Genomic DNA, 16,704 nt, shown 5'->3' on the forward strand with positions numbered 1-16,704 from the left:
CATAGTAAGAGTCCATCTTACCTGATATACACCTGATTTTCTTGTAAATTGCGAGTATTTCTCACTCATAATCCTTTCAAAGTCTTCCAGAGGGAAATTATAACCGGTAATCTCTGCTTCTCCTAAGTCTATAATATTGCCCACATTTGCCCTTATCCATATATCTTGTGCACCCTTACAGTAATAATTTGTACCATTAACATAAAGATATAGTGCAGGTTCTCCGTAAAACATTGTTTTAAACAACAGACCGTCTGCAGCATAATCGGTTATTCCCATTATTTCATCAAACGCCCATTTTATATGATACACTCCTTCACTTACAGCAATTTCCTGTACTTTATTAACTTTTGGAAGATAGTCTATATCAAATTCGTCTAATACGCCTAAGTCTATGTAGTTTATTCTTTGGTTTAGTTCTTCTTCTGACGGAAGTTTATTTAACTTTTCCTTTTCTTTTATTGTATAGTTTTCTTCGCTAAGCCCCATACCTTTTTCTTTATCAACCTTATTATGAAGAACATTTAAAACTTCTTCTTTAAAGTCTTTAAACTCCAGATTATCCGTCTTCTCGCTAAGTTGGTTTGTAACCCTTAAATCAAGATTATAAACATCCAATTTGTCTGCTTTATTCTTTACTGTTTTAGATAATTCCTCTGAAAAAGAAAGGTCAGTTTTATTTTCCATAATAAATTCTATTGTATCCTGATAATTATCATCAATTACTTCCGTAGCGTTAAGACTGTCATTAAAATAAAGAGAAATCATATTTGACATAAACACTTTTTTACCTAACTTTAAAACAAGCTGAATAACTATTTCTTTCTCTTTAGTGAGTGAAAACGGAAGAGTGAAATAAAAGATTTCGTTTTCCAAATCTCCTACAACTGTTTGTGTTTTTACACCGTCGCTTTTTAAAATATCTAAATATTTATAGAAATTTTTATATTCTTTGGGAATAATAAACTTAAGCTGTGTAACCGAGTTCTCTCCGTTTATTCCGCCATAAATTTCTTCACATTTCACACTTCTGTCTTTTTCTACAATAATCTCAATAATATGCATAAACTCCCCCCTTTACATATAGTCCTGAATACCTAAATATATGGCAGCATCGTTAATTATATAGTCAGAAATATTATACTTATGTTGCCAACTCCTTAATAACTTAAATGCCTCGTCGGTAGAAAACTTTATGGTTCTGTTTCCGTAACTGTCGTAATGAACTGAACCAATCTGGTTTTTTATACTTTCGGCAATATCTTTGGAAGACATTTTAGATAAAACATCATCATTCTTTGTGCCGCTTGTCGAACCGCTCTTTGAACTTTGGCCTTTGTTAGATGAAGAGGCTTGTCCTGATTTAATTAAATTCTGAGTCTGCACTTGTATTTGTTCATTTTTAAGGCCTCTTTCTATTAACTCCTGTTCATACATTTGAGGCTTGTACTTCATCTCAACTTCATAACTTCCCTGTTTTCTTAAATCATCCCTTTCATCTAAATATGCTTTACGGGCGTTATTGTTTTTTTGCTCATTAAATTTTAGATACTCCAAGTTTAAATCGTCAAGTCTTCTTCCTTCATTAAGAGTTTCTTTAAGAGTGTTCTTTAAAATATCAGTTTTGTTACGCGCCATTTCCGCTTCGGCATCAAAATATGCTCTTTCTATTTCACCCTCTATTTTACTCTTATGTTCTTCTCTCTTTTCGTCAATTTCTCTTAAGCCTTTATTATACTCATTCATATTATCAAGTCTTTTAGAAATTGCATATCCTCCGGCTGTGTGATTACCTGTATTTGCAATATCTTCTTTTAGTTTTTTAAGTTGTTTGCCATTTGATAAAGTCAGGTTATCTTTCATTTTATTATAAATTTTAGGAATGTTTTTAAGTTCCTCCTTTAAAGTTGAAACCTTACTTTTTACGGCATTTGATATTATTTTATTCTGAGAGTTAACTATGGAGTCGGTTGCATTTTTTAAGTATTCTCTTGCATCATACGGTTTAAATTCTTTTTCGTTTATATTATTCATATTCTCCTCCTTAAAGCAATCTTGTTTTCACCAGATGATTGTCTATTCTTTTATATAAAAAGTTGTCCTTTAAAAAATAATCAATAAAATCACTCTTCGTAGTTGTTATCACTTTTGGAATATATGTTTTATCACTTAGCACAAGCACATAGGAATTTAAGATTAGCAAATTCCCATTATCATAGCCAATTACCCTGTAATCTAGAGTAATCATCTGATTAAAGTCTTTATTTTTTAATATTTTCTCGCCTAAGATAATATCCTCGTCGGTAATCAGTATTTTAAAATTATTCACTTTTGAAAAGCTTCCTAAAATCTCATATGATTCTAAGTCTTTGCCTAGTGTTTTTATTTTATATATATAACACGTCTCATCGTATAAATCTGTAAAAACTACATAGATATTATCGCCGTCTGTATTTGCATCATAAAGAAGATAACTATCCCCATATCTTGGAAAAATAGATATACTGTTATATAACTTAAATTCGTTATCTTCTCTGACATATTTAAAGAATTCAAGTATTCCCTCACCTGATACCACCGTAAGTTTTACCATGATAATATTTTCGTCATTATCAATATAATAAGTTTTATAGTTATTAAACTCTTCATCTGAAATTTTAACGGTTTCTGCAGTTTCTAAATTAACCTCATAAAGAGTATTGCTTGCCTTTACATAGTGTTTATTTCCTTTTGTTTTTCCCCATATTGAAGAAAGAGTATAAGGTCCGATATAGTCTTTATATATATTTATATCCCCCGTCTTACCTATTGGTAAATAGTTGGAAGACGGTATATTATTTATATTTAAAGTATCATTGCTAAAAGGTACAACTGCGTCAGTCGAAAACTTTTCTTTAGTTATTTCTCCGTCTTTTATTTTTTCTTTCGTTACGCTTTCATTTTTTAGTTTATACTCGTCAATAGACCCATCAGGCACATGGTTTAGGGAAATATCATTCAACTGTCTTTTAACATCTTTTATCTGGGTAAAAAGATTATCCCCTGCTACTCCCTCTATTTTAGGGCTTTTAATATATTCGCCTCCACTTTCTCCCTCTTTACTAGAATTTAAAGTGTTGACAACTCCATTTATAAAATCTCTTGTCTGATTGTGCTGTCTTTGGAGAATTTCTCTTGCATTTGCAGGTGTGTCTTCGTAAAAATCCCCGTCTAAAAACCCTCCCTCAGGTTCAAACTTAAACTTTTTAAATTCCATTAAAACGCACACTCCTTTCTATTGAATAAGTTATGTTTATATCGGAAATATTCATTTGCGAATTTTCCTTATCGTTTGAGAGTTTTATCATTAAATATTTTGTTCTCCTGCTTGTTACTCTCCTTTTAATAATAAAGGAAAAAAGATTACCGCAGAATGTAAATTTAGGGAATGCAAAGTTAGTGAAGTTAAACTTATTTAAGTGAAACTCGCTTTCTCTTTTTATTTTTCCGTTTTCATCAAATATCTCAAGTTTTATATAAGAATTATGTATAGACTTTAATGACAAGGATATGTCATATATTGTTTTAAAATACTGTGGTGCATTAAAGTCAAAGGCTTTAGTGGTTACATATGCCCTTATCGGTTCTTTAATATCAAAATCATAGAGCACATCCTTAAAGTAGGAAAACCCGTTTTTACCTGCAAGATATACCTCTTTATTAAAATAAAGAAAATCTTTTGCATAGATATTATCCATTAAAAACCAACTCATATTTTCAGGCATCATACCAATATAAAAATTTGTGCTTATATTAAGAACATAAGTATAGTGGGGGGTTACTATATAAAACTTACCCCTTGAAGAAAATGCAACGCTTTCCTCTAAATTCTTACAGGACAGCAATCCTTTATCGGTTGTTCTTCCGTTTATATTTTCGGATATGCATTTAACATTTTTTTCGTCTTTTATATTGGTGGAAGAAAGAGTCATCACTCCCCAGATACTGTTAAGCCACACAAGTTGGTTATCAACTGTTGAAAGGGTATATTTACAGTCGCACCCTATATCCGAGTTAAGTTTGGAAATTTTAAAATTAACACCTGAATCTGTCAGTTCATAGTAGGCAATATATATGCTTTTTTTCTTAAAGAAAACAAGCCCGTTATATTGTTTTCCCATACACATTATAGGGTCAATATCGTCTCCTAAAATATCGAACTGGTTAACGGGAAAATATTCAGGGTTTTTAACATCAGAATAAAAGAAGGTGTTTAAATAATCACTGTTTCCTGATAAAAATACTCTTGTTCCCTCACTGATTCCTGAACTTAAGCCACCAAAAGTTTCTGCTATGGTGCAGTTTGTTATCATCATTCGCTCGTTTGAAACATCTGTTCTTTTATATATTATTTCAAGGTCATTATGCCCTTCTTCCAATTCTCTTGAAAATTCTATATATCGCCTGTCTTCATTTACCGTAAAATTTGTTATTTTTTTTGACTGAAAAGAAATTTCAATATCAGAAAAATCTATCGGTAAATCCGGCAGAAATATTTTTGATGTGGATGAAGTTGTATTATATGTAACCTTAAAATAAGGGGATATATAATTATGCCTTTCAAGTTCGTCGCCGATAGTTTGTGAGTCGCAGTTTATAAGCACGGTTGGAATATATCCTGTAACCTTTTCGCATAAGACTTTTTCTTCTTTTACACTTATTTTATAATACTCGCCCGTTCCTATATAATACATATAGCCATTATATATAAAGAAAGTGCCTTTCTTTTTTTCCACCTTGGAAATTAAGATATCTGTTTCTTTGGTTATATAGTTATATGCCTTGATTTTACTTCCTGCATGATATATAAAAAAGTTATAAAAGCCCTCTTTTGCACAGGATATAATATCGTCTTCTTCATTAAAAAGCATTAACTGCCCTTCTCTTTTTTTAAGCATATTTCCCTCATAGTACATATTGAGCATATCGGGCGACATATTATCAAAAATTTTATTTTCACTTTTATCTATCATAATGCCACCGTTTAAACTTGCGACAGTATAGTTTAAAGGCTTATACGCCAAATTAGGATACATTATTTAACACATCCCTTCAATAGCATCATCGCTTGATACTGTTTCTTCATTATGCTTAAAATTTTCAATCATATGCTGATATTCATACATTAAAAGATTATATTTATCATTCTCTCTGTCAAAAGCACAAAGCATGGCACCTACAAAACAAGGAATAATATTTTTTAAAACATAGTTATCAAGAGGAACATCTTCCCCCTCTTTATAAAAATCAGGGTCAATTATTTTTTTGTTTTCAAGATGTGCAAATTTCCTTATTGCATGTTTAATTAAAAATTCACTTTTCTTTTTATGCTTATTCTTATATTCGCTGTCTATAAAACCTGTTGCATCATCGGTTTTTTCAGCAATATATAAAGAAATATCATATATATCATTTATTGTCATAAATCCTCCTTTTTTTAAATAAAGCAGGATTTATGGAAAATCCTGCTTTACTTATATAAATTATAGGCCAAATGCAAACAATTCTATACTGCTGGAGGCAACCCCAGAAATATTTAAAACAATATATCCTGCATCTTCTCCATGAACATTTTTAAATCTTCCTGTATCTTTTAAATTGATTAAAGTTTCGCTTCCTTTTTTAACATCTACTGCCATATCTCCCATTGCAAGTACACTGTTACCGCCTTTTATAGTAACTGTACCGTCAGTTGTGGCATTGTTTTTTACAATAATTCCAAACCCTTCATCATGGTCAGGCACTTTTATTTTCACAGTATCTTCACAAGCCGAAAATTCAACTTCGGCACTTGTAAGATTATATAATGATGTTGTTGTAATATTCATTTATTTCGCCCTCCTTTTTATTCTTCGCCTTTTGAAAACTTAATAACGCAGATTTCTTTTGGTCTTATAACCTCTCCACCATATACAACAAGCCCTTTCATAGCATCTGCAAAAAGATGGGATGGTTTAACTCTTTCAATCTCTTTTAATGTAAGAGCAAAGGCATATGCAGTGGTTGTTCTTGCGATACAGTAATCGAAATTACCGTCGTTATAAATGTTGTTTGTCATATATACATCAAAATCAAGAAGTTTTCCGCAAAAACCTTTTCTTAAAATTTCAGAATTATTAGTATCTGTTGTAACTAACATCTTCTGAATTTTTTCAAACATTAAAGGGGAAACTTCTAAAACTCTTTTATCTGTCGGTGCGTCTGCCATATTAAGAAGAGTCTGAGCATTTAAAATATAATCAAATATATTTTTGCTTGTTGCACCCTCGGCATCAATAATATTGGAAGTTGATTTTTTAAGATTATTGTAAATTGATTTATAGATAAATCTATCTGTATCAACTGCAATACTTCTTCCTGCTTCTTCTAAAAGTGCTGTTTCATAGTCAATATCTGTTTTAACTCTGTCTGCACGGTCAATTTTTTTTGCAAAATATTTCTGCTCGGTAAGTCTTACATTTACTGCAGCATCATCAATATTATCAAAATTTATATTCTGACCGTTATAGTCCATAAGGTCTACCTGACCTAAAGTTACCACTTTAATAGTGTCGCCTTTGTTTTTCATTTCTTCGCTGTAGCCTAAGTATGAATTTTCTGCTGCAACTGCATTTCCTTTACGGGAAATTTCTATTTTCTTAGAGTATAATAACTCTTTTCCTGATTGTATTCCGTTTGCCATAATTATCTGTCTCCTTTTTTATACTGTTTTAAGATTTTTGTGAAATTTTTATTAAATTCCTTATCTGACATATTTCTTATAAGTTCGTCAGTAAACTCTTCTTCCCTTTCAGGAAGACCTGCAACACTGCCTGAAGAAGAATCCTCATTTTCTTTATTGCTGTTTGTTGCGCTTTTTTCTTTAAGCATTTTTTTAAGTGTAAGTTCACTGTAAACATCCTTAAGAGGTCTTTTAGATTCTTCCCATTCTTTTAAAATTTCAGGGTCGATTTCCCTTTCGTCAATATCAGGATAAATTTTCTTAAACTCACTTATTTCGTCATTCTTTTTCTTAATTGGAATAAGTTCTTCCTTTTCTTTTTCAAGTGCTGTAATTTTTTCTTCCATATCCTTTAATTTTTTTGCATATTCAAAAGGAATGTTATTGTCTTTTGAGAAAGATAAGATATCTTCTTTTACGCTTTCTTCTTCAAGACCCAAAATAAGTTCTTCGGAAGAAATATTAAGTTTTTTTGCAATCTTTTCTAAACCTTCGTTTATTTTTGTTAAATTTTTAATTTCTTCTGAAAGTTTAGTGTTTTTCTCATTAAGTTTGTCATAGTTCATTCCTTTTTGCGCCAGAGTTACGGAATCTTCATAAGTTAGAGGAATTTTTTCTCCGTTATATGTAACTTCCATAAAAGGCTCATTTTTAATTTTTTCACTCATTTAAAATACCTCCGTTAATTTTATTTTCTTCAATAAGTTTTTCTTTTGACGGTAAATATCCGTCAGGAATTCTTTCCAAATACTGAGTAAAGCTGATTTTTTCAGCCATAAGAAGTTTATCCAGCGTTTCAATAGATGTAAGTTCGCTAAACTGGGATGACGGTCCTGCATCTACTCTTAAATTAAGAACATTGTCTTTTAATTTGGAAAAGTCAATAGTTGTTATAACTTTTTTTCCGTTATCATCATAAGAAATAAGTCTGCCTGTTTTATAGTAGGATGAAATAAAGTCCATTATTATTCTTCCCATATCCTCTATCATCTGATAAAATCTTAGCCTTATACTGTCTAAAGGCACATTTGATGCTTCTCTTACTGCTATAAAAGCACTTGTGTTATTGGTAGAAACATTACCTAAAGATGCATCGTTAACTCCCATCATTTCTTTGGTGTAAGAAATGGTTAAATCAATAAGTCTGAACAAATCGGAAGAAACAGACGGTGGGTTTAAATATTTTACTGCCCCCTCTGTATTTCCGTTTACAGATATCACTCCTCCAATGGTGTTTGTAGGTTTTTTCACACGGGAATTATCATATATCATCTTTGGAAAGGAAAATAACATTGAGTTAAGCATAGCCTGAGCAAAGGCTTTGTTTATAAAAAGTTGGTTTGGTTTTAAACCGTATACTTCACTAAGACCATGAACACAGTTCTTTCTTTCCTCCCAGTTCATAAAGGCTATCGGATAAAGGGTTAACCTGGTATTTGTTTCGTCCTTTATCACTACATTTTTTGTAACCTTTTTAAATAATACTGTTCCGTCTTCGTTTTTATAGAATTTTATAAGTGCGGTAGTTTTGTCCAGTCCTTCAAGTTCAATTTTTGACATATCCCCTGCACTGTAAAAATCGTCCGAATCGGGCAGAATAAGTTCAGCCTCTTCCCTTGTGCATCCGTTTTTTATAGCCTCTTTTTTTAAGTTGGATGTTAGTTCTCTTACCTTAATAATTATATAAGGCTGTCTTTGGATGTCCGCTACATTAGGGTTTCCGGGAAAAAAGTTTACATTATCCACTGCTTCGCAGTTGATATCTCCTATATATTCCTGCCCTGTTTTTATATTAGAGTCCCAGTAAAAATAAAGTATGTAGTCTCCTGACAGGGCAGCATCCCTTAAACCACTCTGGTTTTTCTTATCAATCTTAAGTCTCTCCCATATGGTTTCTATAAGTTTTGTAAGAACAATACCTATCTGGTCGCCGTTAAAGTCATCCTTTACAAGCGACCCGGAAGAAACAGTAATTGATGTAGGATTTGACTTTAGTGCAGAAACTTTATACTGAATAACCCTTTTAATTAAGTTAAACACCGGTTTAGGCATATTTTTAACATTAAGACCTGCCCATTGGTCTCCGTTAAAAAGCCTGTGTGCTTCATTTACAGTTTTATATAAATTTATGTTGTTTTTAAAGGCAACGCCTCTTTCATATTGTGTATAAATATCGTTGGGAGAATTACTGAACATTTTCCTCACCTGCCATTTCAAATTCATAATTTAGCATTTCTTCATATTCTTTGGCAAATTTAGAGTCATTAGCCTTTTCTTCCCTTTTTGTAACGGGCAGATTATTATTTATATAAAAACTGTCTTTTATTCCCTGTCTGTAAGCAAAAAACACAATTAAACTTACAGATAAAAACATTAAATTTTCTACTATTTCCATTTAATCATAAAAACTATCTATTACATCTTCATCAATAAACAGTTCTTCCTCCTTTTTATTATTGTTAAAACTAAAGTCGTGATAAAATAAATTTTTCTCACTTTCATATTCCGGCCCTGATAAAATATTTACTAAAAAATATCTTAAAGCATCAGGTGCGTGTGTTATATCGTGGGGAAACCTTGCAACATCTGATAAATTTTTTTCATCCTTTAAAAGTTTAGGGATGGAATCTATAAGATTTACACAACTTCTTGCTATTTTTAGTCGGGAGGTAAGTTTATTATCACAAACCACAGGCTTTAGAAATTCTTTTACTGACAGCCATCCGTTAACACGGTTTTTGCTTGATTTTACTAAAGGTATACCATAACTTAAAAATATATCCGCAATACTTCTTCCGCTCTCTCTTTGCCTGTTCCACATATCAAAGGGAGCATAAACACATCTTATATTCTCGTTTTGTATATATTTTTTTATTTCTTCTGCGGCTTTGGATACTATAATATCCTTTTTATATATCTCTCTGTATACATATACATTAAGAAATCTGTCCACCCTGTAAAAGTAACAGGCAAACATATCAAGCCCATAGTCAAAAGATGCATAATAGTCATATTCGCTGTCAAATGAAATTTCCATATCTTCTACTGTATGAAGATTATAGGAAAATTCGCTAAAATAACTTCCTGATGCTATTCCCCACTCGCCCTCTCCTACAATTTTATAACTTAGAGGGTCTTCAACTTTTAATTTTTCAAACATCTTAGTATCATCTTCTGATAAAAACTCGTTGTGATAGTAATTCCTTGTTATTGCAAGAATATTTTTATCCTTCCTGTCAAAAAACCGTTTTTTTATCCACATTTCACACCAGGGGTTTAAAGTTAAGGTGATTTGCGGAAAAAGAGATTTGTCCAAAATTCCCCTTATGGAAAAATCAAGTTTATTAAAATTTTCTTCATTGTCTACCTGATATGCTTCTTCTATCCATACCCAACACAAGTATCCATGGCTTACAGTTATTGAGGTTATGGAATCGGGGTTATCAAACCCACGAAACAAAATCTTTTGACCTGTACTCTTAACCGTTATTTCCAATGGGGAAATTTTAAAGTCAAAAAGGTGTGTTACCTTAAGCCTTTCACATGCTTTTTTAAGTTCGGAAAACTGACTGTCTTTTAAACTGTTATAATATTGTCTTACACATAAAAGATTGGCATTTTTATATTTTAAAAGATGATATATAAACCAGAGTGCAGAGGTTGTAGACTTTTTACTTCCTCTTCCTCCTTTTACCACTCTGTATCTTCCTTTAAAATTCCAGAACTCCTTATAGTTTTTCCCAACAGTTTCTCCTATGTTTACAACTACTTTCTCAATCGCAAACATCCCCTTTAAAAATTACTGTGGGAAAAGATCCTTCATCCTTTTTTCCTTTTAGGGTTGTGATACTTAAAATTTCCTTTGCAGCACTTATCTTTACCTTTAAGTCTTCGGCGCCGTAAATTATCTGGCTTAAGGCTTCGAGTGCTTCTTCGGTATATTTTTCGTATCTTTTTTCTTTATCCATTTCTTTCCTCCTCCCGTGATTTTATTATATATTTTTAAAATTTTATTTTTTCTCATATTCGGATATTAAAAAAAAGGCTCTGTAAAGCCTTTTAGAAAACTTATTTTTACTCTTTTTAAAAAAATGAAGCCGACATTTTGTCAGCTTCGGTATTTAAAAACTATTACTCCGGCAACCATAAGAATTATTCCTATATACTTAGTAGCATCAAAAGGTACTTTCTGTGCACCGAAAAGACCAAATGCATCAATTAATGCGGCTACAACAAGTTGAGAAATAAGTATTACCGAAATAGCAATAGTTGGGCTAAGGTTGGCTATTGAAAGCATTACGGTTACTGTTATAAAAAAACCTATAACTCCGCCTAAAAGATATAATTTATTACACTCACCAATTTTTGATATATCCCCTTTGCCAAATAAAAACATACTTATAATTGCAAGTAAAAATGCTGACCCCTGAACAATAAGATTAGATTCAAAAAGTCCTATTTTTTCACTTACACGAGTGTTAAACACTCCCTGAATACTCATCAACGCTCCTGAAATTAAAGCAAATATAAATCCCATATCAACACCTCTACTATATTATCTTCCCTAAATAAGTAAATATTCTTTTTTTTATAAAAGTGTATATGGCAAATTTTAAATTAAAAAAAACGAAACTTAAAAGTTCCGTTTTTTAAAATTCTTATATAGTATAAAGTAAAATTGCTAAAAAATGCAAAAGACTTGCAATTACAGTAAATATGTGAAAAACTGCATGCATAACAGGTCTTTTTGCTCCAATTCCATAAAGAACTGCTCCTATGGTATAAGATATACCACCCAATAATATAAGTAAAAATTCCATAGGATGCATAATAAGAGGAATTTTATCTATTATTATAATTACGCACCATCCCATAGCAAGATAGCAAATCATTGAAAATTTCTTGTATTTTTTAAGGTCAATAGAATTAAATACTATTCCAACAATTGCTGCTGCCCACACAATGCCGAATATTGTCCACCCAAGCCATGTGCTGTATTCTCTTATACTGCAAAGAGCAACAGGCGTATATGTTCCTGCTATTAAAAAGAAAATTGTGCAGTGGTCTAAAACCTGCATAACTTTTTTCCCTGTAAGTTTCGGGCTTAAAAGGTGGTAGATTGCAGAAATAGTATACATAACCGTCATACTCGCACCAAATATTGCTCCACCTATAACACCGTATACTGATTGTTTAATTGCAGCAAATACCACGCATAAGACAATAGAAACTATTCCAAGGGCTGCGCCCACCATATGAGTAACTGAATTAAATATCTCATTACCTTTTGAATAATTGGGTAAAACTCTGTCTTTTAATTTTGTTCTTGTCATTATTATCTCCTATTTTTCATAACCTATAAGCATTCCACCATGTTCTGCATAGAAACTGCACAGTATTCCTGTTTTTAAAATTTTTATCTGTGCGCTTTCAAATAAATTTAATAATTTTGATTTTAATTCACTTGCTAACTCTTCGTTAAAGCAATGGGATATTATAACCTTTTTACCGGAATATCCGTTTTCTATCATAGATTTTACAAGGGCTGACACTGATTTTTTTTCGCCTCTTACTTTTCCCACAGGCTCAAGTGTACCTTCATCACTTGCTTTACCTATAAGGCAGATGCCTAAAATGTTGGCTATTGCTGCTACTGCATGGCTTACTCTTCCGTTATTTGCAAGATTTTTTAATGATGAAAGAATAAACATAAGCCCTGTATTACTTTTATATTCTTCAATTTTCTCACATATTACATCAAAAGAATGTCCTTCTTCTTTTAATTCTTTTATTTTTTCAATTATTAAAGTTAACTCAGGCCCAGCAGAAAGAGAATCTATTACATATACTTTTGCCTGAGGGTTTTTATTTATATACATATCTTTTGCAACACAAGCAGAATTATAACTTCCTGATAAACCACTGGTTATAGTAATTGCAAATATTTCATCAGCGCCATCAAATGCATCCAGCCAGTCTGCGCATGACGGGCAAGAAGAGCCTGATTTCCCTTTATACACCTTTAAAAAGTCTATCATTTCTTTGGTGTCTACTCCCTCTAAATCAATATATTCATTATCTCCTGCAATAATTTTTAAAGGAACAGATGTAAAATTTACTCCGTCTAAATTAAAAATATCACATGATGAATCTGATACAATCTTAAACATAACTTTCTACTCTCTACTTTCTATTCTGTTATAAAATTCACTTAAATTACTGATTATTCTTCCGAACACTTTATAAAAAACATCAAGTTCTTCTTTCGTACACCCTTCGGCGCTTTTATGACTGATAAAGGTAATTATTCTTATAATTTCGTTATATATATCCATACCGTCATTTGTCATATAATATTTTGCTCTGTACGTTTTATCCTTATCCTCATTATATTTTTCGATAAGTTTCTTTTTCTTTAGGTAGTTTAAATTCTTTGATATCCACGCCTTATCTTCTTTACACAGCCAACAAAGTTCGGATGCTGTAAGCCCTCCTGAACTTTTGCCAAGATAAAATATAACATTAAGATGCGCCGCTTTTAAATCAAGATTATTCATCTCATGGGTTTTAATTTTCATTATGTATTTATACGCAAGATTAATCTTGGTTGTAAACTCTTCATAACGCGAGAGCATTTTATCACCTCTTTTACTTTTGTTGAGTTGTCAACAAATTTATTATACCACCCGTTTGTTGAGTTGTCAACAAAAATAAGGGTAAAAAAAGCACCTGATTTATCAGGTGCTTAAAATAAACATAATATGTAATTTTAACCTTTAACAGCCCCAAGTGTAAGACCTTTAACAAAGTATTTCTGAAGCCATGGATAAACAACCAAGAATGGAAGAACTGATACAAAGATTGTAGCGTTCTTTAATGCTTCCGGAGTAAACTTCATTTGTTCTTCGTTATTAGCGTTCTGACCTGTCATATTAACTAACATATCTCTTAAAACAACCTGTAAAGGATATTTTTCAGCATCTGTTAAGTAAATTGAAGGCATAAGGAAACTGTTCCACTGTCCCATAATATAGAATAGTGAGATAGAAGCGATAGCCGGTTTAGCAAGAGGAATAAAGATTGAAACAAGAATTTTCATTTCACTTGCACCGTCAACAATTGCCGCTTCGTATATTTCGTTAGGAATTGTTTCAAAGAAACTTCTCATAACGATAAGGTCATATGTCCAGATTAAGTTAGGAATGATAAGTGACCACATAGTGTTAAGCATTCCCAAACTCTTAACAAGTAAGAAGCCAGGAATCATACCGCCTGAGAAGAACATTGTGATAACAATCATAATCATAACTGGTTTTCTAAATACAAAGTTCTTTCTTGATAGAGGGTAGGCTAACATAACTGTCATAATCATACAACAAACTGTACCAACGCCTGTGTAAAGAATAGAGTTGAAATACGCTCTTGGGATTTTAGGTGTTTCAAGAATTTCCTTATAAGCATCGATGTTGATGTCAACAGGCCAGAAAGAAACAAGACCTGCGTTAATAGCCTGAGTGGAACTTAATGATACACATAATACATACCAAACAGGGTATAATGTGATAAATATAAGGAACACTTGTACAAAAGCATTTAAATAATCAAAGAATGTCCATCTGTCTAATTTATTCTTTTTATTACGGAATGCTTTTTCTTCAGCATTCTTTTTTGGTTTAATTAAACTCATCTCGTTACTCCCCCTATTACCATAAACTTGTTTCGTTAACTTTTTTACTGATTGTATTAGAAGATACAACGAAGAATAATGCGATTACAGATTCAAATAAACTTACTGCTGTAGAATAAGCATAGTTTGTTTCAAGAATCCCTTTTCTGTAAACGAATGTACCGAATATGTCGGCAACTTCATATGTAGCAGGGTTGTAAAGTAACAATACCTGTTCATAACCAACTTTGATAATGTTACCAGATTTCATAATGAACATAGTAACAACTGTTGGTAAAATTGCAGGAATTGAAACGTGCCATAAACTCTTAAGTCTTGAACAACCGTCAATTCTTGCTGCTTCGTATAACTGAGGGTCAACCCCGCCAAGAGCAGCGATATAAATAATAGCACCGCTACCGAAACCATGCCATACCTGTATAAAGATAAGGATGGTTCTGAACCATTCAGGCTTAACCATAAAGTATATTGCTTCGCCGCCTAATGCTTCAATTAGTTTATTGAAGATACCTGAACTTGGAGAAAGCATATCGATAGCCATTGAACATACAACAACCATTGATAACAGTGCAGGTAAATATGTAACAGTCTGAATTGTTTTCTTAAAAGAAACATTTTTAATTTCATTTAAGAACAAAGCAAAAATAATAGGTATAGGGAATGACCATACTAAAGATAAAACACCAATCATAAATGTATTTCTAAGTAAAGGCCAGAAGTCACCTGAAGTGAAGAACACCTGGAAGTTGTGGAACCAAGGGTCTTCCCAAGGGCTTTCAATTACACCTAAGAAAATACCGTAATCTTTAAACGCAATCTGAATTCCGTACATTGGCCCGTATCTGAAAACAAGATAGAAAATAATACCAGGCAGGGCTAACAGAATCAGTTGCCAGTCTTCAGCAATTCTTTTCGCTAAAGATTTCTTTTTAACAACAACTGTCGATGAAACTTTTGCCATTTTTTTGTCCCCCTCTAAATAAGCATTGTAACGACTTATAAAGTCTCGTATTTAACAGTACAATTATATTTCAAATTTTCCCATTTGTAAACACGATATTTTAATTTTTATAAAAAAAATTCCAAAAAATTTTATAAAAAACTCTTAAACCACGCAATTTCAGTGCATTCTGGCATTTTATAATTTTTTTAAAATATGTGAATTTTTCACAATAAAAAAAACAAAAAATTAGTCGTTATGCATCAATTATACATCTAATATAACACAATATTTTAAAAAAGTCAAACAATATATTAAAAATTTACCAAGCTTTATATTCCATTTTATTAAAGGCATCATTTAAATATTCTATACTTTTTTCGGTAAGAATTTTTACCACCTTTTCGCCTTTTTCTTTAGTTCCTAAAGATGGTTCTCCCCAAACGCCTGTATCGCTGAGTTTTACAAGGGAAATGTAGTTTAAATAATCTCTCGGATAATCGGGAACAAAATCTGCTCCGTCTATTTTATCTTTTTTAACAAGTTCTTCTTTTAAATAAAGCATCAGTGAAGTTTCATATTCACAGGCATGAAGATTGTTTTTGCTTTCTAAAACCTCATTCATTTCCTTTGTTGAAAAAAACTGCAACAAATCTATTTTAACAACTTTTAAATCATCATACATTGCATTAAGTTCTCTTATTACAGGGGTTGCAATAAATATTCCACCGTGCCCGAGAAGTATGGCAACTCTCTTAAACCCCTGCCCTTTTAAGCAAAGAACTATATCGGATATAACATTATAAAAAGTGGAAGGGCTCATCCATACACTTCCCTTTTTGCCTTTATGCTCATAGCAGGTGCTTATAGGAAGAGTAGGAAGAAGATATGCTCCTGTTTTTTCTGCTACTCTTTTTGCAATTTCAGTGGCAACCACACTGTCAGTACATAGTGGAAGATGAGGCCCGTGCTGCTCGGTTGAGCCAATAGGCAGTATTGCAAGGTCGCTTGATTTTTCTACAATTTCGTCTGCTGTATTGTTATAATTTAGCATTTTTATTTTCTCCTTTATATAATACTTTTTTATGTATTAACATTATAACATTTTAAACCTATAATTCAACCCTTTTTATATTAAATTAAAAAATGAGCTTAAGAATATTCTTAAAACTCATTTTGAAATTTCCTTTCTTTTATTTTTTCCTTACTTATTTTATGAAAAACAACTGAATATATTTTAAAAATGCTTACTTTTTTAGTTATTATTCATTTGACTTTTAAAAGTTATTTTGTTATAATTTGTAAGACTTAAAAATA

19 protein-coding genes are annotated in these 16,704 nt (G+C 31.7%); all 19 read right to left on the reverse strand.

The annotated features are described in order from the left end of the window. The coding region (locus tag IKZ35_05305; GenBank protein MBR4893376.1) for a hypothetical protein at positions 1-1,065 on the reverse strand (1,065 nt) is incomplete at its 3' end. A gap of 12 nt (positions 1,066-1,077) precedes the next feature. Further along, positions 1,078-2,034: a hypothetical protein gene (locus IKZ35_05310; GenBank protein ID MBR4893377.1), complete on the reverse strand. Its 957-nt coding sequence runs from the start codon at positions 2,032-2,034 to the stop codon at positions 1,078-1,080. 10 nt (positions 2,035-2,044) lie between these two features. Further along, a complete protein-coding gene (locus IKZ35_05315; GenBank protein ID MBR4893378.1) occupies positions 2,045-3,256 on the reverse strand; it encodes a hypothetical protein in 1,212 nt (403 codons plus the stop codon). Continuing rightward, the gene (locus tag IKZ35_05320; GenBank protein ID MBR4893379.1) at positions 3,246-5,075 is read right to left on the reverse strand and encodes a hypothetical protein; all 1,830 of its coding nucleotides are present in this window, start codon (positions 5,073-5,075) and stop codon (positions 3,246-3,248) included. Before IKZ35_05320 ends, IKZ35_05315 begins: the two co-directional genes overlap by 11 nt. A gap of 3 nt (positions 5,076-5,078) precedes the next feature. Beyond that, entirely contained in the window at positions 5,079-5,462 is a 384-nt protein-coding gene (locus IKZ35_05325) for a hypothetical protein (protein ID MBR4893380.1), read from the reverse strand. Positions 5,463-5,522: 60 nt separating this feature from the next. Beyond that, positions 5,523-5,867, reverse strand: a complete 345-nt coding sequence (locus IKZ35_05330; protein ID MBR4893381.1) for a hypothetical protein — start codon at positions 5,865-5,867, stop codon at positions 5,523-5,525. Positions 5,868-5,884: 17 nt separating this feature from the next. After that, the gene (locus IKZ35_05335; protein MBR4893382.1) at positions 5,885-6,721 is read right to left on the reverse strand and encodes a hypothetical protein; all 837 of its coding nucleotides are present in this window, start codon (positions 6,719-6,721) and stop codon (positions 5,885-5,887) included. Positions 6,722-6,723: 2 nt separating this feature from the next. Continuing rightward, a complete protein-coding gene (locus tag IKZ35_05340) occupies positions 6,724-7,428 on the reverse strand; it encodes a hypothetical protein (protein MBR4893383.1) in 705 nt (234 codons plus the stop codon). Next, on the reverse strand, positions 7,421-8,956 hold the full coding sequence (locus tag IKZ35_05345; GenBank protein ID MBR4893384.1) for a hypothetical protein: 1,536 nt from the start codon (positions 8,954-8,956) through the stop codon (positions 7,421-7,423). Before IKZ35_05345 ends, IKZ35_05340 begins: the two co-directional genes overlap by 8 nt. Then, positions 8,946-9,155 (reverse strand): hypothetical protein, encoded by a 210-nt coding sequence (locus IKZ35_05350; GenBank protein ID MBR4893385.1) that lies wholly within the window; start codon positions 9,153-9,155, stop codon positions 8,946-8,948. Before IKZ35_05350 ends, IKZ35_05345 begins: the two co-directional genes overlap by 11 nt. Further along, positions 9,156-10,547: a PBSX family phage terminase large subunit gene (locus IKZ35_05355; GenBank protein MBR4893386.1), complete on the reverse strand. Its 1,392-nt coding sequence runs from the start codon at positions 10,545-10,547 to the stop codon at positions 9,156-9,158. It abuts the gene before it with no gap. After that, positions 10,534-10,728: a hypothetical protein gene (locus IKZ35_05360; GenBank protein ID MBR4893387.1), complete on the reverse strand. Its 195-nt coding sequence runs from the start codon at positions 10,726-10,728 to the stop codon at positions 10,534-10,536. Before IKZ35_05360 ends, IKZ35_05355 begins: the two co-directional genes overlap by 14 nt. Positions 10,729-10,868: 140 nt before the next feature. Continuing rightward, on the reverse strand, positions 10,869-11,297 hold the full coding sequence (locus tag IKZ35_05365; GenBank protein MBR4893388.1) for a DMT family transporter: 429 nt from the start codon (positions 11,295-11,297) through the stop codon (positions 10,869-10,871). A gap of 121 nt (positions 11,298-11,418) precedes the next feature. After that, entirely contained in the window at positions 11,419-12,093 is a 675-nt protein-coding gene (locus tag IKZ35_05370; protein ID MBR4893389.1) for a hemolysin III family protein, read from the reverse strand. 9 nt (positions 12,094-12,102) lie between these two features. Beyond that, on the reverse strand, positions 12,103-12,930 hold the full coding sequence (locus IKZ35_05375) for a DegV family protein (protein MBR4893390.1): 828 nt from the start codon (positions 12,928-12,930) through the stop codon (positions 12,103-12,105). Positions 12,931-12,936: 6 nt separating this feature from the next. Further along, a complete protein-coding gene (locus IKZ35_05380) occupies positions 12,937-13,395 on the reverse strand; it encodes a hypothetical protein (protein MBR4893391.1) in 459 nt (152 codons plus the stop codon). A gap of 134 nt (positions 13,396-13,529) precedes the next feature. Further along, on the reverse strand, positions 13,530-14,447 hold the full coding sequence (locus IKZ35_05385; GenBank protein ID MBR4893392.1) for a carbohydrate ABC transporter permease: 918 nt from the start codon (positions 14,445-14,447) through the stop codon (positions 13,530-13,532). A gap of 16 nt (positions 14,448-14,463) precedes the next feature. After that, positions 14,464-15,408: a sugar ABC transporter permease gene (locus IKZ35_05390; GenBank protein MBR4893393.1), complete on the reverse strand. Its 945-nt coding sequence runs from the start codon at positions 15,406-15,408 to the stop codon at positions 14,464-14,466. 301 nt (positions 15,409-15,709) lie between these two features. Beyond that, entirely contained in the window at positions 15,710-16,441 is a 732-nt protein-coding gene (locus IKZ35_05395) for a creatininase family protein (protein MBR4893394.1), read from the reverse strand. Between the last annotated feature and the right edge of the window lie 263 nt (positions 16,442-16,704).

The sequence above is a fragment of the Clostridia bacterium genome (assembly GCA_017554615.1).
In the GTDB taxonomy this organism is placed as follows: domain Bacteria; phylum Bacillota; class Clostridia; order UMGS1840; family HGM11507; genus SIG450.

Excerpts from the sequence above, each read along its gene's own strand:
- IKZ35_05310 (MBR4893377.1), bottom strand. The coding sequence starts at position 2,034 with ATGAATAATATAAACGAAAAAGAATTTAAACCGTATGATGCAAGAGAA.
- IKZ35_05315 (MBR4893378.1), bottom strand. The coding sequence starts at position 3,256 with ATGGAATTTAAAAAGTTTAAGTTTGAACCTGAGGGAGGGTTTTTAGAC.
- IKZ35_05320 (MBR4893379.1), bottom strand. The coding sequence starts at position 5,075 with ATGTATCCTAATTTGGCGTATAAGCCTTTAAACTATACTGTCGCAAGT.
- IKZ35_05325 (MBR4893380.1), bottom strand. The coding sequence starts at position 5,462 with ATGACAATAAATGATATATATGATATTTCTTTATATATTGCTGAAAAA.
- IKZ35_05330 (MBR4893381.1), bottom strand. The coding sequence starts at position 5,867 with ATGAATATTACAACAACATCATTATATAATCTTACAAGTGCCGAAGTT.
- IKZ35_05335 (MBR4893382.1), bottom strand. The coding sequence starts at position 6,721 with ATGGCAAACGGAATACAATCAGGAAAAGAGTTATTATACTCTAAGAAA.
- IKZ35_05340 (MBR4893383.1), bottom strand. The coding sequence starts at position 7,428 with ATGAGTGAAAAAATTAAAAATGAGCCTTTTATGGAAGTTACATATAAC.
- IKZ35_05345 (MBR4893384.1), bottom strand. The coding sequence starts at position 8,956 with ATGTTCAGTAATTCTCCCAACGATATTTATACACAATATGAAAGAGGC.
- IKZ35_05350 (MBR4893385.1), bottom strand. The coding sequence starts at position 9,155 with ATGGAAATAGTAGAAAATTTAATGTTTTTATCTGTAAGTTTAATTGTG.
- IKZ35_05355 (MBR4893386.1), bottom strand. The coding sequence starts at position 10,547 with ATGTTTGCGATTGAGAAAGTAGTTGTAAACATAGGAGAAACTGTTGGG.
- IKZ35_05360 (MBR4893387.1), bottom strand. The coding sequence starts at position 10,728 with ATGGATAAAGAAAAAAGATACGAAAAATATACCGAAGAAGCACTCGAA.
- IKZ35_05365 (MBR4893388.1), bottom strand. The coding sequence starts at position 11,297 with ATGGGATTTATATTTGCTTTAATTTCAGGAGCGTTGATGAGTATTCAG.
- IKZ35_05370 (MBR4893389.1), bottom strand. The coding sequence starts at position 12,093 with ATGACAAGAACAAAATTAAAAGACAGAGTTTTACCCAATTATTCAAAA.
- IKZ35_05375 (MBR4893390.1), bottom strand. The coding sequence starts at position 12,930 with ATGTTTAAGATTGTATCAGATTCATCATGTGATATTTTTAATTTAGAC.
- IKZ35_05380 (MBR4893391.1), bottom strand. The coding sequence starts at position 13,395 with ATGCTCTCGCGTTATGAAGAGTTTACAACCAAGATTAATCTTGCGTAT.
- IKZ35_05385 (MBR4893392.1), bottom strand. The coding sequence starts at position 14,447 with ATGAGTTTAATTAAACCAAAAAAGAATGCTGAAGAAAAAGCATTCCGT.
- IKZ35_05390 (MBR4893393.1), bottom strand. The coding sequence starts at position 15,408 with ATGGCAAAAGTTTCATCGACAGTTGTTGTTAAAAAGAAATCTTTAGCG.
- IKZ35_05395 (MBR4893394.1), bottom strand. The coding sequence starts at position 16,441 with ATGCTAAATTATAACAATACAGCAGACGAAATTGTAGAAAAATCAAGC.